A 22,127-nucleotide genomic window follows, 5' to 3' on the forward strand; every position below is an offset into this window, starting at 1 on the left:
CCGGCTCACCAGTAGAAGAAGACGCTGACGACATGCGCGGTCAGCGCGGCCAGCAGGGCAAAGGTGGCGGGCACATGGACGTAGAGCCAGATTTCCAGCAGCGCTTTCAGCTTCAGGTGGCGGCGCAGGCGGGCAAGCATGGCCTGCTTGCGCTCCAGCAGGGCGTCGATCCTTTCCAGCGGATCGTTGCCCGTATCGGGCTTCTCGCCGGTCCAGCGGCGCAGCGCGGCCTGCGCCCTCGCCGTGGCGCAGCGGGGATAGCGGCCCGACAGGCGGGCGAGCAGGCCGCCGCCGAACGGGTCGTCCTCCAGCGACTGGCGCACTAGCGCGGCCTGTTCATGCGTCAGTGGCTGCGCGGCGTCATGCAATTGCCGGTCGATGGCGCGCACCGCGTCGAGCATCTGCACCTGCGTCATTTCGGCGCGGTTGTTGCTGAGCGCGGCGGGCAAGGTCGCATAGACCGTAATGCCGAACAGGCCCGAAAAAATCACCAGCATCATCAGCGCATAGGCCAGCGTATGCACGTTCCAGCCAAGCTGGAAGCCGGTGTGCAGCGTCGCGACGACGATCAGGCTGAGACCCAGATAGACATGGGCGGAGGTCCAGGCCTTGAGCGACCAGCGCCCCCCCGTCATCGCCCGCTTGCGCAGGCCGAGCAGCGTCAGCCAGAGGATCAGCAGCATGCCGATCGTGCCCATGGCATAGCCGTACCAGCTACCGCCATTATGGCGCGGCGTGATGTCCACCAGCATGTAGCTGGCGATCGACAGGACGCAGATCAGCGTCGCGATCTTCAGCCAGCGGAAACCGGCGTGGCGGAGGAAGCCGTCATGCAGCACTTCACCCTTGGCCGGGCGCGCGGGGTTGGCGGCGCGAGTGGCCATCAGCGCGCCTCTCCGCCCAGCCGGGCGACCGTCAGGAAATCTTCCGGCGCGACGCGGATCGCGGCGCCCGTCGGGCAGGCGCGCACGCAGGCCGGGCCGCCGTCGATGCCGGAACACATGTCGCATTTAATGGCTTTTTTCGGCTTTTCGACGCCGGGTTCCGCGTTCTTGTAACGCCATTTCTTCGACGGTTCGCCGGGGCCGGGGCCGGCGCCCAAGAACATCCAACTGAGCAGGCCCGGCTTCTTGGGCGGCACGCTGTCCATGCGGATCACGCCATAGGGGCAGTTGCGCTGGCAATTGCCGCAGCCGATGCAGGTTTCGTCGATGAAGACCTCTCCGTCCGGGCCGCGATGGATGGCGTTGGGCGGGCAGTCGGCCATGCAGTGGGGATGCTCGCAATGGCGGCAACTGGTGGGGACGTGGAGATGGGCGTAGGTCCGGCCCGCCTCCCGGTCGAGGCGGGAGAGGCCGTCATGGCTGTCGGCGCAGGCCTTCTCGCAATTGTCGCAGCCAACGCAGAGATGCTCGTCGATCAGCAGCACGTCGGTCGCTTCGCCGATGCCGTTGTCGACCAGGAATTTCGCCGTTTCCGAATACATGTCGACAACGGTGGAGAAGCTGTCCTTGCGGCTTTCGATGAAGGCGTTGACGTCCTGGCGGGCGGCCATGTCGCGGCGGGCGCGCTCCAGCAGGGCGGGCTTGGCGGCCATCAGCCGGGCGAAGGCGTCGCCGTTCAGCCTGATGACCTCCGACTTGACCGTCGCCTTGACCGTGGCGGTGCGCGGGCCGCCGGCGATGAGCGCCATTTCGCCCACATAGCTGCCGGCGGGAAGATAGGAGAGGAAGACGTTTTTACCGCCGATCTTCTTCTCCACGATCATGGAGCCGACGCGGATCACATAGATGTCGTTGCCGAGATCGCCCTCCGTCAGGATCGCCTCGCCTGCCTTAACCGTCCGGATTTCCGCCGTGTCCAGAATGTCGGCAAGGTCGGCGGGGGTCAGGCCGGCGCCGAACATCTGGAGCAGTTGCCGTTCGGTCGATATGCGGGTGATGGCGCGCTTGGCCGGCGGGTTGGAGGACATGAGCTTGAGCGCGGCCGTGCGCGACACCTCCACCATGATCGAATCCGCGCCCGCCCGCACCGTCGCGCCACGGCGGCGACCGGAGATCAGGCCGACCTCGCCGAAGATCGAACCCTGTTCGATGGGCACTTCGACGCCGGGGGCGACCTCCACCAGCGCCTGTCCCCGCGCTATGCCGAAAAGCGAGGAGCCGGGATCGAACTTCTCGAAGATCACATCGCCCCTGCGATAGGCGCGCACTTCGCTGTCCAGCATGAATTCGCGCATCTGGAGCGGTGAGAGACCCTCCAGGATAGAGACGTTGGCGCGCAGGTGCTCCAGCCATTCCGCCACGCCCTTTTTCTCCGGCAATCCCGCGAATTTGGCGGCCAGGATGGGTTCGTCCGCCGGCTTCAGGTCGCGATTGCCGTTGATATATTCGACGACGTCATAGCCCTGGTTCATGCAATGCTTGATCAGCGGATAGCCCGCCAGCGCGCCGATCACGAAGATGCCGGGCGCGGTGCTTTCGAACACCGGCGACAATTTCGGGAAGGCCAGGCGGTCGCCGCTGGTGAATTCGATGCCGCAGCTTTCCACGAAGGCGCGAGGCGGGGCGGACCCCATGCGCGCGATGATGCGGTCGCATTTCAGCTTCACCTCGCCATCGCGGCTGTCGAGCGTGACGAAACCCGGCTCCACCTTCGCCGTGGTGGTTTCGGTCATGATGGCCAGGCGGCCGGCTTCGGCGGCGGCCATCAGCGCCTTGACGTTCGCGGCCTTGGCGCTGGCGAACTCGGTCGATCGGTTGAGGATGGTGACGACATTGCCCTGCGCCTCGTCGGCGGCGAGGCCCAGGGCGTTTTCTATGCCCGCGTCGCCCGTGCCGACGACGAAGATATGCTCGTCATTATATTCGGCCGGGTCGTCCAGTTGATATTGGACATGGGGCAGGTCGGCGCCGGGCGCGCGCATCAGATTGGGATTGCCCTGCGTGCCGATGGCCATGATCACCGCGTCGGCAATCACCTCCCGCCCGTCGCTCAGGGTCAGGCGATAGGGCGGCGCGAGGCGCTGGATTTCCTTCGTTTCGCTCGTGCCGTCGCGCTTGCGCTCGACGATCTTCTGGATGCTGCCGGGGATGGGATCGCCGGTGCCGGCTATCGCCTTCACCTCCGCATTATAGGCGACATTGACGCCCTGTTCCGCCGCCTGCGCATTCCAGCGGTCCAGGATCGATTCGCGCCTGCCCGCCTCGAAATCGCAGTCCGACCGCAGCACGAGCTGGCTGGGCGTCGCCATCACATGCTTGCCCTTCTGATATTTGAAGATGGTGTCGGACAGATGATCCGTCTTCTCGATCAGCAGGTGCGAAAGCCCCAGCGCAGCGGCGCGGGCGGCCGCACTCAGCCCCGCCGGCCCCGATCCGACGATCGCGATACGCACGCGGTCAGTCAATGATTGTCCCCCAATATGCCCCTGTGCTCCGGCTGTTACCGGATGCCTGTCCCGGGCGGCACTCTATCATTTCCGCAGCGTCACGCTAGAGAAGATCGCGGGGAACAGTCGGGGAGTGGAAGAATAATGGGTTGGAGCTGGAGGCGCGTGGTCCTGATGGGCGCGGTCGGCATAGCAGCCATATCGATCGGCTACAGGGTGTCGCAGGCGCCTGAGGAAACGAAAGCGCCCGCCCTGCCCTCGCCGCTGGCGAACCGGGGGGTGCCCGATCCGGAAGCGGCGATCCGCGCGCTGCAGGACCGGGTCGGGGCCAATCCCAATGATGCGGAGGGCTGGCAGAGGCTGGGCTGGGCCTATTTCGAGAGCGGCCGCCATGCCGATGCGGTGCGCGCCTATCGCCATGCGACGAAGCTGGCGCCCGGCAACGCGACCTTCTGGTCGTCGCTGGGCGAAGCGGCGGTGATGGCGAGCGAGCGCGATCCCATGCCGAAGGAGGCGGCCGACGCCTTCGATCGGGCAGTTACGATCGATCCCAAGGATCCGAGGGCCCGTTATTTCCAGGCGGTGCGCAAGGATCTGGCGAAGGATCATGAGGGCGCGATCCGCGACTGGCTCGCCTTGCTGGGCGACACGCCGCCGGGCGCGCCGTGGGAAGCCGACCTGCGCCGGACGATAGAGCAGGTGGGAAAGATCAACGGCATCGATGTCGCTGGGCGGCTGGCGGCGGTGAAGCCAAGCGCGCCGCATCCGCCCATGGGCGTCGGCATGTCCGTGGCGGCGGCGGCGATACCGGGGCCAAGCCGCGAGCAGATGCAGGCCGCGGCGCAGCTTCCCAAGGGGCAGCAGGATGCGATGGTCGAGGGGATGGTCGCCCGTCTGGAGGCCAGGCTCAAGGCCGATCCGGGCAATGTCGACGGCTGGATCATGCTGATGCGCAGCCGCATGACGCTGGGCGAGACAGGCAAGGCGGCGGCGGCCTATGCGCAGGCGCGGGCCGCCAATCCGGCGCAGGCCGGACGGATCAGGGACGAGGCGCGGATATTGGGCGTGCCGGGCGCCTGAACCCCCGGCTCATCGCAGCAGGGGCGGCCGCCAGCCCTTCATATCCGCCTCGTCGCTGACCTTGTAGGGGATGCCCTTGCTGGTCAGGAACAGGCGCTCCATCTCCGACCGGGTGAAGGGGCGCGACCCCAATCTTCCGAACACCGCGATCTGCCCGCCGGTCTCATCCACCGCCCGGTCGCGGTCCAGCCCCTTGGACAGCGCCAGCGCAGGCGAGGGCGTCCGCGCCCAGGCGATCAGTTCCGGCTTGGGCGCGGGCGAGAAGCCGTAGAAATTGGGCTGGCTCGCCGGGCTGGTGAGCTGGATCACCTTGAGGCCGTTGCGGCCGTCCGCGACATAGGCGAACAGCGACGCATTGGTCGTGCCCACGATCACGTCCTCGACATCGGTCATCTGCCCGCCGAACGTTTCTTTCGCATAGACGGCCGGCCGCAGCGGATTGGTGATGTCGATAATCGCCAGCCCGTTGGATTTGGCCGCGACATAGGCATAGGTGCGCGCCGGATAGATGCGGCGCGCATCGGCCAGCGGCACGGTCGCGGACGGCACCGCCACCGGATCGGTGAGCTTCGTCACGTCAAAGAGCTTTAATCCTTCCGCATCCGTCACCCACAGATAACGGAACTGGATCGCGCTCGCCCGCGCATCCTTCATCGGGCGGACGGCGGCGAGACGGGGGTGGAGCGGATCGCTGAGGTCCACCACCACCAGCCCGACATCCGCTGTGATATAGGCGATCTGCCCCGCCAACTGGATATGCCGCGCGCCGTTCAGCACGCCGTCAGGGTTCCAGGTCACGGCCCGCTTCAGGAAATTGTTGCGGAACTCGCCATCGGCCATGGTCTCGACATTGACCATGATCAGCCCCTCGACGCTGTCCGTCACCGCCGCATAGCTGTAGATCGGCAGGAAAGGCTGCTCCTGGTTGATCCGGCGCAGTTCCGGCGTGTTGCGCAGCGGATTGACCGGCTGGTTGGTCGGCAGCGCCATGCAGGTCGCGTTCTTCGTGCGAATGCCCGCATCATGGCCAAGCTTCGAGAAAGGCCCGCTCACGATCGGCTCGGAAAAGCCCTTGTTGGCGATGGACGCTACGTCATAGACGCGGAAACCGCCCCTTCCTTCGGCGACATACATATATTCGCCGCGCAGTTGCAGGCATCCGACGCGGCCCGCCGTGCCCTTCGCGACATTGCGGAATTCCTCCACGGCCTGGGTCTCGCCCGAAGCCTTCCTGTCGAAATATTTGCCGCGCACCCAATCCTTGAGTTCCCGCTTGTTCTGCTCGACATGCAGCTTCCAATAGTCGGGATAGGCATATTTCTGGAGATAGCTGCCGATCACCGCCTGCGGCTCGTCCCATTCGGTGACGCGGATCGCCTCGAACCCGCCCTCCAGGCCCGTCCAGGCATTCAGCCCCACGAAGTTCACGAAATTGGTGCCGAGCAACAGCAGTTGCGACATGATCGCATTATTGTCGTCCTTCGCCGACAAGTGGCAGTCGGAGCAAGTCTTCGTCTCGGTCCGCCGCACCGTATGCGGGAAATGCGGCGCGAAGGCTTGCGAGGAAAAGCCGATGCCCGACACGGGCGGCTGCTGGATATAGATGCGCTCGCGGTTGATGTTGGTGGACGACAGGACCAGCGCCGAAGTCGACCGCACCGGCGCGGTTTCATTGCCCTTGGTCGTCATATGCTTGCCAAGCTGGAACATCTCGTCCCGCGCTACCTGCGGGTTATAGGTCGCGAAGTTGCGCGTCTCCTCACCGTCATAATGGTGGAGCGACGTCTTCCAGTTCGCCTCGATGGGCAGATGGCAACCGCCGCAACTGGTCGTCCAGCTCAGGTGACAGGTGAAGCAGGCCATAGTGTCGTCGCCATGCGCCCGGTCCGCCTTCGCCACGCCGGGACCGAAGGCGAAGCTGCCATCCTCCGCGCCCGACCGGCTCATCAGCTTGGCCCGCGCCGCCTTGGCGTTGAAATGCGGGTTGGCCGGGTCGACGCTATCCTTCACCAGCGACACTTCCCATTCCAGCTTGGGATCGACGATGGACCGCTGGATCAGCCGCTGTCGTCCGCTGGCGTCATAATACCATTCGAAGCGCCGCTTGCCGTCCGGATTGCGCAGCAGGGCGAGGTTCGTCCCCTTGGGCGGCGCTGCGGGGCCGGACGTCAGCAGCGTCGGATAGGCGTCCGCCGTGCCATGGCAGTCCTTGCACCCGATCTCGATGGCGTTCGCCACTTCGCCATAGATGAAGCCGTTGCCATGGCTGTCCTGCGCGAAATGGCAGTCTGCGCATTGCAGCCCCTTTTCGGCGTGAATGTCCATCAGATGCACGGACTTGCCCGGATTGGTGCCGACGGGAACGAACTTCTCCTCCCCCTTCCTGCGCCATTTTTCCGGATCGTCGGGCGACACGATCTTGCCGTCCGCGTCGAGCAGATTGCCCTCCCGGTCGCGCTTGAACACGCCCCGGAAATTCCAGCCATGGCCGTGATAGTCCGCGAACTGCGTGTCCTTCGCCTTGTCGTTCAGGTCGTAGACGTTGCGCAGAAATTCCAGGTCCGCCCATTTGCCGCGTGGGGAAGCCCCTTCCGGATTGCGCTCCAGCGTCTCATGCACTTGCGCGGCGGTCGGATATTTCTGCTTCTCCGGCCACATCAGCGGCGCGTCGGACTCATAGTCCCACATCGTATAGCCCAGATAGCTGTTCAGGAAGATATTGGGCTGGTGCATGTGGCAGTTCATGCACTGGGCAGTCGGGATGGCGCGGGTGAAGGCGTGGCGGATCGGATGGCCGCTTTCCTTGACGGCGCCGACAGGGTGTTCGGGGCTGGCCGGATGATCCGGCTTGACGGTCTCGCCATGCGGGCCTTTCAACCCGCCATGGCTCGTCTTGGCCGCGATGGTGGGATCGACCGTGGCGGTCTGCCCGTCCCGGCCATATTGGGCGTAGATCAGGCTGTGGCGCGGCTCGCGGTCGTTGGCGTAGACGACATGGCAGCCCGAACAGCCCGAATGGCGATAATCGCCCGGCTGGTCGTTCGTCCCCATGAACCACATATAGGGATCGTTGAGGCGGGTCTTGTGGATGTTGAGCGCCGGAATCGCGACGCGCAGGCCCGTTCCGGGGCCGCGATTGGACTGCTTGAGGTCGGGCCGCCCCGGTTCCTCCAGCCGCTGGATCGATCCGGTGGGATTGGGCAGGCCGATTTCCGGGAATTGCGTGCCGATATTGCGCCCGCCGCGCTCGAACACGCGGAAGACGTCGCCGGGCGGGATCACCTGCCATGTCGGCAATGGATAAAGTTCCGCCAGCGCCCCCCGCGCCTTCTGGTCGGCGGTCAGCGTTCCGGGCGGGCTGCCGGGCGAGACGATCTTCGCGGGTTTCCCATCCCTGGTATAGGCCTCGCCGAAGATGTAGTTCTTGAACGGCACGATCCCATTATTATAGGCCGCCCCGCCCCACAGCATCGCGCCCGACGCCATCAGCGAACGCTCCGCGGCCTCGATGACCTGCATATGGCATGACCCGCAGGCATCCCGCGCCACCCGATAGTCGCTGGGGTTGACGAAGCGCACAAACTCCGGCGCCTCCCGGTTCAGCAACGTGTAAGTCCGCTGCGGATTGGCGGAGGAGGGATAGTGCCAGCTCTTGGGATAGCGCGGCAGCACATGCGCCCTCTCCCGCGCCGCGACATAGGCGGGGTCTTCGAAGCCCAATGCGGGATCGCCCCGCACCGCCGCATTGCCGCCATGACAGTCGGTGCAGCCCAGCATCACCGCAGGCGTCGCGTGCATGGACGGTTCGTCGGTCTTGCTGTGGCAGCTATAGCATCCGTCCGATTTCGCCGCGACCTGTTCGGCGGTCTGGCTCATCGGCGCTGGCGGCGCGGGAGTATAATGGCGCTCAACCGGCTTTTCGGCGTCGGAAGCGTGGAGGATGGCCACGGGAAGCAGCAACGCCGCAAGCACCGCCATCACCGTCATCACCGTCATTCCCGCGAAGGCGGGAATCCATCTCCCACCCCGTCGTCTGGACCCAGCGCCGGAGATGGATTCCCGCCTTCGCGGGAATGACAGAGGGGGAAAACGCCAACGCATCAGTAACTCAAGATCAAATTGGCAAGCACCGAATAATAGTTCCGGTTACGCTCGCTATTGGTAAAGAGGTCGCGAAATCCCGTCCCCGGCAGCAAAGTCGCCCCCGACAGGCGGAAGACGATATTCTGCGTCGCATGCGGCCGCCAGATCGCCGCGGTCGACAAATCCCAGCCGATGGCCTTGGGAATGCTGCCTTCGTTGCGCAGTACCTGAAGCGTGGCCGTATTCTGAAACCAGAGATGATTGGCGTTGGCCGAAACCCGCAGTTCCGGCATCAGGTCGAAATCCGCCCCCGCCCCCAGCAGCATCGTGCCGGGATTGTTGAAGTTCGACTGCCCCTGCTCCTTCGACGACCGCAGCGAATTCAAAATGCCGTTGCGCCCATTGATCGCGATCACGCGCCCGCCGCCCGCAAAGGGAATGGTCTGCCTGATCCAATAGCTGGTGTCCGCACCCGCGAAGACGGGATTTTCGAAAATCGCATCGAACCCGTTCTCGCGATTATCATAAGGGTCGCCATCCCCGCTGGCATAAAGACCCGACAGGCGAAACCGCATCCAATCCCTGTCGACGCTCGCCTCCGCCGCAGCGAAAAAGGCCCGAATCTGCGCAGGCTTCGACGTGAAGAAACTGTTCCGATCCTCCCCCAGCGCGCCATAAAGCGACGCCGTCAGGTTCACCCGTCCGATCCGCCCATCGGCATTATAGCCCAGATAGACGACATCATATTCCCGTCCGCGCAGGTCGCCGAGCAGCGCCGGACGCACCGGAAAGCCGTTATCGTCAATCTCCACGTCCCGCTTCTCGCGGTTCATATTGTAGACGGCGGTGATCTGGCTGGTGAGGCCGGGGACCAGAAAGTCCTGACGATAGAGATTGGCGAGGAATATCCAGTCCCGGCGCGGCGACTGCACGACGGAATTCAGTCCGCTATTCGTATCCTTCTCCAACCGCCAGAAGGCCGCCAGATTGAACTGGAACCGATTATTGTCGCGATTGCCGAACAGCCGGATTCCCAACTGCTGGTCATTGAACAGGAAACCGCGAAAATCCGACTGGAACGGCTGAATACCGACGCGCACCGACCGGAAATCATAACGATCCGACGTATTGGCCAGATGATAGTCGACAAAGGCTTCCTGCACCCCCAGGAAATGGTCGGTGCGGTGCGACGGCCTGGACGGCTGCACGAACAGCACGCGCCGTTCGGGCACGTTCACATGATTGACGTTGAGCGCCAGCGTCAGCCGATATTCGATCTCCGGCGGCTTGAAGGCGGTCGCCCCCTTGATCAACGCCACGCCCCCGATGAAGGTCTGGCTGAACACGACGCTGGCGTCCTTGCCGAACACGTCCAGACTGCCGGGCCGCTCCGTCGTCTGCACGCCGACCGGGATTGGAAAGGTGCGCGGCTCCAGCACCGTATCGCTCACCGCATTGGCGACGAAGAACCAGTCGTCGCCCCTGATCGGCAGCCACTTCGCCTTTTCCCGGTCGATGGGCCGGTCGCCCTTCAGCGTGTTCTGGTGATAGGGATCGAACCAGCGCTCCTTCACCACGCCCAGACTCTCGATCAGCCGCCAGCGGTCGGGGATCGGCACCTGATCGGTCGGAAAAGCCTCCGGCGGCGGCGCCCGCACCGCGCCCTTATTGTCCTGCGTCACCGCATCGGGCAGCGGCGCTTCATAGCCCGGACGACGGCGGCCTTCGATGGACTGCCCATCCGCGTCCAAAATCTCCCGCCAGTTTTCCGGCGGAGGCGGCGGCACCGGCTCGCCGGGCTGAGCCAGCGCGAACAACGGCAAAAGCGCGGTCAGCCCCATACCCTACAGCCCCACCGGACAGGCATCATTGGTGCTGCTGTCGAGAAAAGGCGCGATCGGACATTGAACATAACGCAGCCGCACATTCGCATTGCCCAGGTCCACCACGATCTGATCCGACCGGATCGCGGCGGGCGCATTGCCGAACCCGCCCACCCGCGCCCCGGCATTGTTAAGGCCAAGGAAGCCGATCATATCGTCCTGATCGATGCCGTCGCCCGACACGCCAATCGCGCCGACCAGCACATTGCCGCGATAGATGGGCACGGAACCGGGAAAGATCTGAATGCCGTTCTGCACTCGGTTCTGGCCGGAGACGGTCGGCACCGCCGAGCAACGCTGCGGCGTATCGCTCGCGCTCGCGCCCGTCACATAGGCGAGATGCGCGGCCAGATCGCCCACCACCAACGCCGATTGCAGCCCTGTGGAAAAGGGATTGAACTGCGCGATGGGCCGGGAAAATGGCCCATTGGGCCGCCCCACCTCGCCATCGGGGAAATAGGGCCGGGACAGATTGCCGTTGGCGCGGTCGGTAAAGGCATATCGGCCGGTCAGCGCGGCGGGATCGTTGAGGAATGTCCGCGCCTTCCCCACGAAAGCCGCCACATCGGCGCTGCTGCTGGCCAGCAGGTCCGACGCCGCATGGGAATTGGAGAAAAAGGCTGCCGTCCGCGCCTTCTGCAAACTCACATCCGTGCCGAAGATCGGCGCATCGGGCGAGCGGACGATGCCCAGCGCCTGCCCCCGCGTATCGACCAGGCTGATCGTCACCTGCGCCCGGCTGTCGAGCGGCTGGCGGATCTGCGCCCGCGCCCGGCCCATGACGGTGAAGGCTTCTTCAAGGATCGCGGTCGCCTCCGCCGCCGTCAGCGGCTGCGCCACATCGCCCGCATCAGTCCCGGCGCGGATCGGAAAGCGGTCATTGCCCAACCCGTCGCTCAGGACGAAGGCGTCGCTCTTGGAAAATTCGGCGGTTCGCGCCCGCCGCACGCCCGACGCCTCGGTGCCATAGGCGACCCCCGCCAGGATCGTCGGCGCGGGATCGCCATAATAGCCGCGCACCGCCACCAGCGATCCGGCGCTGCCGTTGATCGCGGCAAAGCTCACCGCGCCCGCCGCCATCAGCCCGGAATAAGCCGCATCGGAATAGCGCAGCGACGTGCCGTCCACCGTGATGCGGTTGGCCCGAACGCCCTCCGGCGCTTCGAACCCCAAAGTCCCGGCGAGCGCGATATATTCCTCAGGATCATTATCGTCGTCGAGGATATTGGCGTCGGACCCATAGACCCCGTCCGCCATCACCCCGACGCCGCCGACCACCACGCCATTCTTGTAGAGCGGAAACCCGCCCGGATCGGCCGCCAGCCCCAGGGGCGAACGCTTCGGCCCGATCATCGCCATCGCGCCGGAAGAAAGGAAGCGCGCCGCCAAATCCGAACAGGGCAACTGGCTGAACTGCACCCCGAACAGCGGCCCGCTCTCCAGCCCGGCCGTGGTCGGCGCGGGCGGAAAATGCTGCTGCACGATCATGCTCGCCGTGCGGGTGGAAAAGGCGTTGCCGCCGCTCGACAGATAGGCCCCGGTGATCGCCTTGGCGATGGCGCCCGCCTCGGCAGGGACGGTCAGATTCTGCGCGTCGATATTGTCGCCATTGGGCGCGGCGCTGGTGGTCGCGCTCGCCCGCGCTCCGGTCATGCGGAACACCGCCAGCACATTGCCCACCCGGTCGGTCACGGCGATGACGGATGGCAGGTTCCGTGCGCGAGCCTCCGCCACGGCATGGGCGACGACCGACTCCACATCCGCCACCGTCAGCGCCTCCTGCGCGGGCGCGGCATAAAGGCTGGTCGGCGTGGGCGTCGTCGGGCCGGGCGTTGGCGTGCTGCCGCCCCCTCCGCCGCCCCCGCCCCCACCCCCGCAGGAGGACAGGATCAGCGCCGCAATCGTCGCCAGCGCGCCCAGCCTGTGATGCCGCCCCTTCATTGCAGCGCCCCGATGCTGCGCGCCGCGCTGCCCAGGGCGGAGCGGAATTCGGCAGGGCGATAGGCGTTCGGCTCCTTCACCGCCGCATAGGCGCGGTTGACCTCCGCCCTGATCCCCGCCGCCGCGCCCACGGTCACGCGGCCCGACTTGACCATGCCGTTCAGCAGCGTGTCGACCGCCATCACCGCCTGCACCGACCCCTCATAGTCGGTGAAGCGCGCCGATATGGCGCTGCCCGCAATCTCGCGCACGATGGCGAAGGCCATATCGCCCTGCATCCCGCCGCCCGGCCCGCCCGCCGCAAAGGCGTCGGCCAAGGCCCGCGCACTGCCCGCCAGCCTGCCCGCCGCCGCGACCACCGCCGTCCGGTCCCGCGCAATCGCCGCATGGAAAGCCCGGCTGTCGGCGTCGAACCGGACTGCCAATCCTGGCGCGGCAACCCGCGCCGCCGCCGAAAGCATGATCATATTCTCGTCATTGAAGGGCGGCATGCCCGCAGGAATCGGCCGTCCCGGATTGGCTTCCCACGTCTTGCTGCGTTCCGCCTGATCGTAGATGCGGCGATGGCAGCTCTGGCAGTCGAAGAAATAGAATTCGGGGAAAGCCCCTTCCGTCCCCTTCGCCCCGGCATAGAGGGTCAGCGCCCGCTCGACCGCCATGGCCTGCCCCACGGCCCACAGCTTCAGACTGTCGGTCCGCCCCTTGCGCTGCGCATAGTCGGCATCCTCGTCATGATGCGCCTGCATGGAGGAAAAAAGGTCCAGTTCGAAGGAAATGCGCGGATGCCCCGCCGCCATGATCCGGTGGTCGACAAACTGCCCCTCGCGCGCGCTGCCGAAATGGCAGTCGAGACAGACCGAGGCCCGCGCCTGCGGCCGGTCCAGCGGCGTCATCCCCGCCGCGACATTGGCGGCATGGCTGGCCCCCACCGCATAATGCGATGCGATCCAGCCGCTCGCCGCGCCATGGCAGGCTTCGCAGCCCACGCCGTCCTGCGCCAGGAAACGCGCCCCACGCGCCCTCGCCGGAGTGGAATGGCATCCCAGGCAGGCAGGCGCGGAAGCCGCATCGCCCAGCCCCAATGTCGCCGCGATCTGCTGCCCCCGCCTGCCGTTCAGCACGGCAAAGGCCCGGCTATGCGCGCCGCCCGGCGTCGAAGGCTCCTGCCAGCGCATCAACTCGTCCTGACGAACGACCTTGCCGTCGCCCTCCATCCGGCCATGGCAGGTGGACCCGGCGCAGGAGGCGACGCCCACATAGGTCCGCGCCGCGGGAGCCGCATCCGATCTTCCGCCGGGCAAGCACAGCAACAGCACCCCCAGCAGCATGGCCAACAATGCCATCCCGCCAACGGACCTGCCGATCGCCCTGCCCTTACCGCCCCCCATTCATCACGCCCCCGTGCCGGCTGATTCGAACGCTTTCCCCTGCGTCCGCCGCGCTTTTCTCTCTACGGGTTCAACCCGTTGTTTCAATCCCGTTTTGGCCGCGACCATCTATTGGGGCGCATCGCAGGCCGGTTCGTCCGGCCCGCCGCAGGAGCGTTCCCACAGATCCTCATTGCCAGCGCCCGTCACCGGCTCGTCGATCAGCGGCGGATAGCCCTGCGCCACGATGTCGCGCAATTCGATGAGGGACAATGTGAAGATGCGGCTGACCGACACCGAAGGGTCAAGCACGCCGTTCCACGTGTCCCGGCTGTCGAAGCCGGCGCTGGTGCAGGCGGCCGGATTGCCGATCAGGCAGCCATTGACCTTCGATCCCAGGGCATAGGCGCCGTTGACGGCGACCAGCGGGATCGTCTCCAGTCCCTGCGCGAAGCCGCCCGTCGGCAGCGCCAGTTGCCCGTTGATCGCGATCTGCAAAGCCGTGCCCTGGGACGCGATCGACAGTTCGTTGGCCGTGAAGCCGCGCCGGTCAAGGATCGCGCTGGACAGGCCGCTATTCTGGATGAAGAAGCCTTGGCTCGCGTTCACCCTGATGGTTCCGGCGCGCAATATGCCGGCATCGTCCACCCATCCGTCATTCTGCGCCAGGCGCAATTCCCTGGCGATCAGCGAGTTCGCGGAGGCGATGTCCGCCATGGCCGATGGCGACGCGGCTATGATGCTAGGGCTGTCCAGCGTGAGAACCCCGCCCAGTCCGCCATTGCCGTCGCTGATGTCGATCAGACCGGCGCCTGCCACGATCTCCAGCGCCCGGCCCGCCGACAGAGTCAGTCCGCCTTGCCCCGACCGCCCGGTCAGCCGCACCGCCCCCTGGACGCGCAGATGCCCGCCGGTGCCGATCGCCAGTACGCCGCCGCTCGCCAGATTGGCCGCGCCCAGGGTCAGATCCTGAACGATGAGATCCGGCGATCCCGCGATGCCCCGCGCCTGCGCGTTGATGGCGATTTCCGCCGCCGCGACCCGCGCAAGTTCGGCCATGGAGAGGCTGTAGGCTCCCGCGACATCGCCGCCGCCGATATAAGCGGGCTGTTGCAGGTTCACGGCGTTGAAGACCACGCGGCTCGTTCCGCCCAGGCTGCCCACCTGCGCCGCGCCGCCGATGACGATGTCGCTCGCGCCGATGGTAATGATCCCGCCGCTGGCCAATCCCGACAGGCTGAGCGGTCCTCCGGCGTTCAGGGTCAGCGGTCCGGTCGAGGCGATGGCCTGCGCGACGTTCATCGCGCCGCTCGAACCCAGGTTGACGAGCGCGCCGGCGGCGGTGATCGCGCCTGCCGACGCAATATCGGTCACGACCAGATTGCCCGCGCCTGCGTCCAGCATGCTCGCGCCGCCGGATGTCAGGCCGAAGGCATCGATCCCCTGTCCCGACAGCGTCAGGTCGCCACCCGCGACCGCCGCGCTGCCATTGGCGAGATCGATATGGCCGCCTGCCAGGATCGTCAGATCGCCGGCCGCCCGCATCGCGCCCGCGGAGAGCATGCTGACATTGCCTGGCGCCGTGAACAGGATGCTGTCCGCGAACAGGCTGTGGCTGCCCTGCGGCCGCCCGTCATGGCTGAGGTCGATATGCGTGCCCGACTGGCCCGTCAGCGCGCCAGTCGCCGCCATGCCGCCTGCCCCCGCGAAGGCGAAGGAAAGCGGCCCATCGCTCGTGAAATCGGCATCGCCGCCGATCCGCACGGCGTTGGCCGCGCTAATGGAAATGCCGGAAAGGCCGGCGATCGGAGCGCCCAGGCTGGAAAGCGCGACCGATCCGTCGACGATGAGCCCGCCATTGGCTGCCGTGCTGCTGTCGGTGAAGCGGACGAGGCCGCCGGCGTCGCCGCTCGCGCTCATGAGCAGCGCGCCGATCCGCCGCTGCGCGCCCGGAGACAGCACGCCGCCGTCGCCATTGGCGAAGCTGGCGGTGCCGCCGCTGCCCAGGCCGGTTGCGCCTGCGGCGGAAGCGCCGCCCGGCCCGGAGCCGCCCATGCCGCCAAGGCCCCCTCGCCCGTCGGCGACCAGGGAAAGGCCGCCCAGCGCATAATCGCCATTGCCGGCCTGGAACGCCGCGATGCCGCCCGCCCCGTTCCCGCCGCTGCCGCCCAGGCCGCCGGTGAGGCCCGCATTGCCGCCAGCGCTGCCGTCTGCTCCGTTCCCGCCCTGGCCGACCGCCGTGATGCTGTAAGCCGGCATCTGGGGCAAAGCGCTGCCCAGCGCCATGCGCGCATCCGCAATCTGCAAGGTGGCCGACCCGGCGAGGGCATTGCCGCCCGCGCCGCCATTGCCGCCCACCGGCCCCGCAGTGCCGATGGCTCCATTGCCGCCCGTGGCGTTGCCGCTGATGCGCAGCGCCAGGCCAGTCACCGCCGCCGCGCCAGAGCGAAGATCGAGCAACGCCGCGCCGCCGTTCGCATCGCCGCCATCCGCCCCGGCAAGGCCTGCGCCGCTGCGCACGCCGCTCTGGCCGCCCGACCCGCCGATCGCTTCGGCCAGCACGCCGATGTCGCCGGCATCCAGCAGGGTGGACGATCCGGTCAGGCCGAATGTCGCGCCGCCGCCAAAGGCATCGCCGCCGCGCCCGCCGCTGCCGTCATGGCCCGTGCCGCCCGTGCCGCCCAGGCCCCTGGCGGTGACGCGCAGCGCGCCGCTCACCGTCGTCGCGCCGAACGACAGGTCAAGCAGCGCAGCCCCGCCCGTTCCCGCGCCGCCAGCGCCCCCGGTTCCGCCGCTGCCGCCCATGCTGCCGATCCCGTCGGCGCTGACGGTCAGGCTCGCGAAAAGGGGATCGACATCGACCAGCATGGTGGCGCTGCCGCCGGTCCCCCGACCGCCTGCCCCGCCGGGGGTGGTGCCCGTGAAGAAAATCGGATTATTGTTGTTGTCGAAGCTCAGGAAGCCGCTGTCCCCGGCCAGGCCGCCCCGCCCGTCGGCCTTGACCGTGACCGCGCCGATCGCATGGCCTTCGCTGAGATAGGAGAAGGACGCCGCGCCGCCCAGGCCGTCGCCGGCCGCCCCTGCCGCGTCGTCGCTGCCGTTATTGCCGCCGGCGCCGCCCACGCCCTCCGCCAGGATCTGTAGCGATGGCGCGGTCAATGCGCCGCCCGCCAGCGTCACGTCGGCGCCGCCGCCCGTGCCGCTGCCGCCCATGCCGGCGCGGTAATTGCCGGGGCCGCCGGACTCCGCCACGGCGCCGGCGCCGCCCGTGCCCGATGCCCGGACGATGGCCGAGCCGGTGATCGCGACCTGCCCGCTGCTTCCGGCGGTCATCAGCAATCCCGCTGCGCCGCCCGTTCCCGCGCCGCCATCGGCCCCGTCGGCCTGAAAGACAGGATAGCCCGCACCCCCGACGCCGCTCGCGTCGATGGCGAGCGTCGTCAGGTCCAGCGTCCCGCCGCGCGATTCGAGCAGCGCGTCGCCGCCGAAACCGGCCCCGGCGATCGCGGCTGCCGATTGCGGGCTGCTCGCCCCTTCCGCCTCGCCCCCCAAGCCCTGCGCGCTGAGCGCCAATGCGCCCAAGGTGGCCGTTCCGCCGGAGATCAGGAAGCCCGCCGATCCGCCCTGCCCATTGCCGGCGCGGAACGATGTCGTGCCGCCCCCTTCGCAATCCGGGCAGTTTTCACCGGCGGCGCCCCCAAATCCATCCGCGCCTGCATCCACCAGATCGGCGGTCAGGCTGCCGCCGGACAGGATGACATTGGCCGATCCGCCCGTCCCGTTGCCGGCATCGCCGCCGTTGAAGCTCATGCCCTCGCTGGAAGGCGCGGAGGCGCCCTCCGCCGAAAGAAGCAGATTGCCGAAGCGGAGATCGCCGCTTCCTGCGGCGCCGAGGCGGCTTTCCACCGTGACGCTGCCGCCCAACCCGTCGCCGCCGCGCCCTGCGGCATCGTCATATGCCGTGCCGCCTCCTATGCCGTGCGCATGCAGCGAAAGCTCGCCGAGCGCCGAGAAATCGGCATCGCTTGCGTAGAGCAGGACCGATCCGCCCGTCCCGTTCGAACCGTTGGCACCCGCTCCGCCGCCGCCATCGGCATGGATGCTGCACGAACCCGTGCAATCGCCGAGCGAAAAGCTGCCGCGCCGCCCGCCCGACGCGCTGGCGAACAGCGTCACGCTGCCGCCGGTCCCTGTCCCGGCGACGCCCGGCGCATCGCCGGCAAAGCCGCTGGCGCTGACATGGAGTTCCGCCGCGCTGAAGCTGCCGCCCGCCGCGCCGATGCCGATGGCGCCGCCCAGGGCGTCGGCCGTTCCCGGCGTCAGGAAGCTCGATCCCGGATAGGCGGCGAAACCATATGCATCGGCGGTGGCGAACAGATCCTCCGCGATCGCGAAGCTGCCGCCGTCATGCGCGGCGATGTTGATCCGCCCGGCCCGCAGCGCGCCGCCCGACGCGCCGCCGCCAAAGGCGCGCGCGTCGGCATAGAGCGAAACGGATGTCAGGATATTGAGGCTGCCCGTGCCGCCGACGTCGATGTCGATGCCGGTGACGCCGGGGATGGCCGCACCATAGCTGCCGCCCTCCGTCGCATGGCCCGGCGCGGTGCTGGTGTCGGCGAAGAAGCTCGCCCATTCATGCGTGCCGCCGGATATGGCGACGCGGATGTCGCCGCCGGTCGCATCGCCTGCCGCGCCGGTGCTGGCGATGCCGCCGGTCGCCTGCGCCGTGGCGCTCACGGCGCCGAGATCGAGGCCGCCCGCTATGACGGCGCCGGCCGCGCCGTTGAGCGCGATAGTGCCGCCAATGGCGTCGCCGCCATCGACCGGCGGCACCGAAACCTGGAAGGCCGTGCCCGCCGACGCATCGAGCGTCGTGCTGCCGAAGCTGAGGCTCCCCCCCTCGGTGCCGGAAGGGCCGGCGGCGGTCAGCGCCGACAGGGTGATTGCCCCGCCCGCGGCATTGCCGGACCTGTCGCTGCCATAGCCGGCATAGCCCACGGCATTGGCGACCAGGCTGGCCGCGGCGATCGATCCGCCGGTGGCGATCAGGTTGATCGTGCCGCCGCTGGCATCCCCGCCGACCAGGGGAGTCGCGCTGACGCCCGCCTCGCCATCCCCGCTGGCGTTCAGCCTCAGATTGCCGGTGACGTCTATCTGTCCGTTGGTCAGGGCCGCGCCGCTGCCGCCGAAGGCCAGCAGGTCGATGCGACCGCCCGCAGCGCCGCTTCCGGCGGTCAGGATCATGTCCTTGTCGGCGGCGATCGCGGCCGACTGGTCCGCCCTCAGGGTGATGCCGCGCTCTGCGGACAGCGCGACATTGCCCAGGAAATGCGCGGTCGCGGTTGGGCGGATGACGATGTCGCCGGTCGCAGTTCCGGTCAGGTCGTTCTGCCAGTCGCCCGATCCGATGCTGAATCCCGCCTCCGCCGTCGTCGTGGCGTTGCGCGTCGCGACCAGGTTCCCGCCGGTGTCGTGGGCGATGTCGGAACCCGCCGAGAGCACAATGGCGCTGCCGTCCGGCGTGACCGCCGTCGCGGGCGTGTAGCCGACATTGCCCGACAGCAGCATGGTGAGCGCGTTGTTCTTCGGCACCGCGACCATGAACACGCGCTGCATGTCGTTGCCGTCGACCGATTCAGGGCCTGTCGTCGTGCCGCTGTGCACCACGCCGTCGGCGTCCGTGGTGCCGGCGGTGATCGCTATGTCGAACAGCCCGTTATTGATCCTGATGTCGGCCGCTTCGGCACCCACATAGGCGGTCGATCCGTTGACGGTGACGGTGCCGCCCTGCACCACGCGGGGCGCGACCAGCGCGACATAGCTGCCGGACGAAGGCGCGTTGATCTGCGCTCCCGCAAGCAGCTCGACGGACGATGTGCTGCCCGCCGTGCCCGCGAAACGGATATTGTTCCTGTCAAGGCCGTTGCTGATGTCGATCGCGTTGGTGGTCAGCACCAGCGATCCGACGTTGAAGACGCTGTTCGCGCCTGCGATGATGCCGCCGGGCGAATAGAACCACACCGCCCCCCCGGTGATGGGCGGGTTGCCGCCGATCCGGCTCTGCACCGTGCCGTTGAATGCGATCACCCGCGATACCGGCAGTCCGTTGCCGTCCAGCGGCAGGATGCGGTTCAGCACCGTGAAGTCGCTGAACGAGCTGAACGTGACCGTGCTGCCCTGGGGCAGGAAGTCGATCGTGCCGGCGCTGGCCGGGCCGCGATCGTCGGGCGTCCAGTCGATCACCGCCTGGGCCGAGTTCAGCGAGACCGTGTCCGTGTTCGGCAATGCGCCCTGCGAGATGAAGACATCGGGACTTGTCGAATAGCTGCCCTGAAACGCCTTCTGGCCGATTGCGGCACCGGCCCCCAGCCCGACCGCGAGCGCCACCGCGCTTGTGCGGCCCAGCAGGGTCCAGAGCGAGAATGCGCCATGTTTCCTGGTCATCAACGCCTCCACGGCAGGATTTGCGTGGTCAGGGAAAGGAGCAGCCGCGTGCCGCCCCTTTCGGTCTGGAAACCGGCCTTGCGCAGCGGCGTCGCAAGGGTCAGGTCGAGCCGGGCATGATTGTCCCAGGTCGCGCGCAGGCCGCCGCCCGCCGAATAGAGTTTCTGCGGGTCGAGCCCGACGAAATTGGCGCTGCGATGCCACATCCAGGCCGCGTCGAAGAAGACGAAGGGCTGGAGGGCGACGGCGCCCGGTTCCCGCGGCGCGATCCGCCCGTAACGCAGCTCCGCCGCGACGCCCACGCCGCTGTCGCCGGTGATGACGCCGGGATCGTAGCCGCGCCCCGTGGTATAGTTGCCCGCGCTCATCTGCTCATAGGAAAGCAGCGCGTCCGGGCTGTATTGCACCCTTGGGGACAGGGCGAAGGCGACATTCGGCGTCGGCCGATATTCCGCCTGCGCACTGGCCCGCAGCACGAAGGCGGACGGATCGCCATCCAGCTGGCTGATCGGCGTGCGGGGAGAGGCGCAGTTGACGAAAGCCGCTCCGCAGGCGTCGCTCGCGCCCAGCCCATCGATGCCCTGACGCATTTCCAGCATGCCGCCCAGCCGCCATTTCGGCTCCATCCCCGAATAGCCGATGGTGCTGACGATGCTGTCCGGATCGACCAGTTCGCCCTCCAGCCGCAGGAACAGCACGCGCAGCCGGTCGCGCGACAACGGCACTTTGGGCGTGGCGGCGCCGAAGCGCAGATCCTGGTTGACGATGTCCAGCCCGCCCGTCGCCAGCAGCGTATGCACCTGCCGCCGCGCCAGCGGATAGGCGAGCGCCGCCGTCGCGATCATCGTTTCGGACGACAGCGGCAAGCCGCCTATCCCCGGCTTGCTCCAGGCATAGGTGAGGTCGCCCGACAGGCGCAGCCCATCGCTGCCCAGCGCCATGCCGTGCCCGACCTGGAGCACGGTCTGCTCGCTCGGCTGGACGGTGTTGAAGATGCTGAACAGCGTGCTGTCGCCCATCCCGGTCATGTCGTTGAACCGCACCCGCGCCAGCCCGCCGAAGCGGCCGACGGCGTTGCTGCCGTAATTCTGGACGTTGACGTCCAGCTCGACGCGCTGGCGCACCACCTGCACCTCGCCCACCACTTCGCCCGGCGCCGTCCCCGCCGGGCGCAGCGCCAGCCGCACGTCATAGCCCGGAAGGTCGCGGGCCAGCAGCAGGTGCCGTTCCGCGTCCCGCACGTTGAAGACCGGCTGGCCCTTCAGCGCCTCCATATGCCCGGCGATCAGCCTTTCGCCATTGCCCGCGTCGCCGCGCACCTCTATCGCCACCAGCCGCGCCATGAAGATGTCGAAACGGACGGTGCCGCCCTTTTCGATGCGCTGGGGCGGAACCTGCACGGCCGCCAGATAGCCCATCTGCCGCAGCATGGTCGCGGCCCGGTCGCGCACTTCGCACAGGGTGGCGATGGGCACCTCGCGCCCCGCATATTCGCGCCAGCTATCCTCCAGGGCCGCGGGATCGACGACGCGCAGCCCATCGAACCGCACATCGGCGAAATCGACCTGAACGCCGGCATAGCGCGGATCGGCGAGCGGACAGGGCGCGCGCTCGACCCCGCCGACGACGGTAAGGCGGCTGGCCTGCGCCGCCGCTTCGTCGGTCAGTTGCCCGCGGGTCAGTTCCTCGCGCGTCGGCGCGCGGGGCGCGACCTGCGCCGCCGCCATGGGCGCCGTCAGCGCCAGCGCCACGGCCGCCGATCCCCCCAAAGCGGAAGCCCGCATCTGCCCCTTCTTCCCCATTAGACGTCCCCAAAGCGCCGAAGGCAGCCTTTCCCTCACGGCTGCCTCACTCCCTGTCTTCAGGCGCGGACTTTTTGTCCTTCGCCCCTTCGCCGCAACCCAGCCGCCGGTTAACAGCGCCGACGCGCCCCGACAA

9 protein-coding genes are annotated in these 22,127 nt (G+C 67.6%); 1 reads left to right on the top strand and 8 read right to left on the bottom strand.

Features of this window, described 5'->3' with window-relative positions; translation table 11 throughout:
• Positions 1-5: 5 nt before the first annotated feature.
• Both Sj15T_RS18805 and Sj15T_RS18810 read right to left on the bottom strand, forming a co-directional pair.
• A complete protein-coding gene (locus Sj15T_RS18805; RefSeq protein WP_013053871.1) occupies positions 6-884 on the bottom strand; it encodes a hypothetical protein in 879 nt (292 codons plus the stop codon).
• Entirely contained in the window at positions 884-3,397 is a 2,514-nt protein-coding gene (locus Sj15T_RS18810; protein WP_013053872.1) for a cyclic nucleotide-binding domain-containing protein, read from the bottom strand. The genes Sj15T_RS18805 and Sj15T_RS18810 overlap by 1 nt, the downstream gene beginning before the upstream one ends.
• A gap of 168 nt (positions 3,398-3,565) precedes the next feature.
• On the opposite strand from Sj15T_RS18810, the gene Sj15T_RS18815 reads away from it, so the two are divergent.
• Complete coding sequence (locus Sj15T_RS18815; RefSeq protein ID WP_013053873.1) at positions 3,566-4,471, top strand: tetratricopeptide repeat protein; 906 nt, start codon at positions 3,566-3,568, stop codon at positions 4,469-4,471.
• Positions 4,472-4,480: 9 nt separating this feature from the next.
• On the opposite strand, the gene Sj15T_RS18820 is transcribed toward Sj15T_RS18815, so the two are convergent.
• The 6 genes from Sj15T_RS18820 to Sj15T_RS18845 all read right to left on the bottom strand — a co-directional run bounded on the left by Sj15T_RS18820 (position 4,481) and on the right by Sj15T_RS18845 (position 21,973).
• Entirely contained in the window at positions 4,481-8,458 is a 3,978-nt protein-coding gene (locus tag Sj15T_RS18820; RefSeq protein ID WP_013053874.1) for a multiheme c-type cytochrome, read from the bottom strand.
• A 113-nt stretch (positions 8,459-8,571) separates the two neighbouring features.
• Positions 8,572-10,395, bottom strand: a complete 1,824-nt coding sequence (locus tag Sj15T_RS18825) for a hypothetical protein (protein WP_013053875.1) — start codon at positions 10,393-10,395, stop codon at positions 8,572-8,574.
• Between the two features lie 3 nt (positions 10,396-10,398).
• Positions 10,399-12,378, bottom strand: a complete 1,980-nt coding sequence (locus Sj15T_RS18830; RefSeq protein WP_013053876.1) for a heme-binding protein — start codon at positions 12,376-12,378, stop codon at positions 10,399-10,401.
• Positions 12,375-13,721, bottom strand: coding sequence for a multiheme c-type cytochrome (locus Sj15T_RS18835; protein ID WP_148225614.1), 1,347 nt, complete (start codon positions 13,719-13,721; stop codon positions 12,375-12,377). The genes Sj15T_RS18830 and Sj15T_RS18835 overlap by 4 nt, the downstream gene beginning before the upstream one ends.
• Positions 13,722-13,874: 153 nt before the next feature.
• Positions 13,875-20,189, bottom strand: a complete 6,315-nt coding sequence (locus tag Sj15T_RS18840; RefSeq protein WP_013053878.1) for a hypothetical protein — start codon at positions 20,187-20,189, stop codon at positions 13,875-13,877.
• Entirely contained in the window at positions 20,189-21,973 is a 1,785-nt protein-coding gene (locus Sj15T_RS18845) for a ShlB/FhaC/HecB family hemolysin secretion/activation protein (protein ID WP_013053879.1), read from the bottom strand. Before Sj15T_RS18845 ends, Sj15T_RS18840 begins: the two co-directional genes overlap by 1 nt.
• Positions 21,974-22,127 lie beyond the last annotated feature (154 nt).

This window comes from Sphingobium sp. TA15 (genome assembly GCF_037101235.1).
Taxonomy (GTDB): Bacteria; Pseudomonadota; Alphaproteobacteria; order Sphingomonadales; family Sphingomonadaceae; genus Sphingobium; species Sphingobium indicum.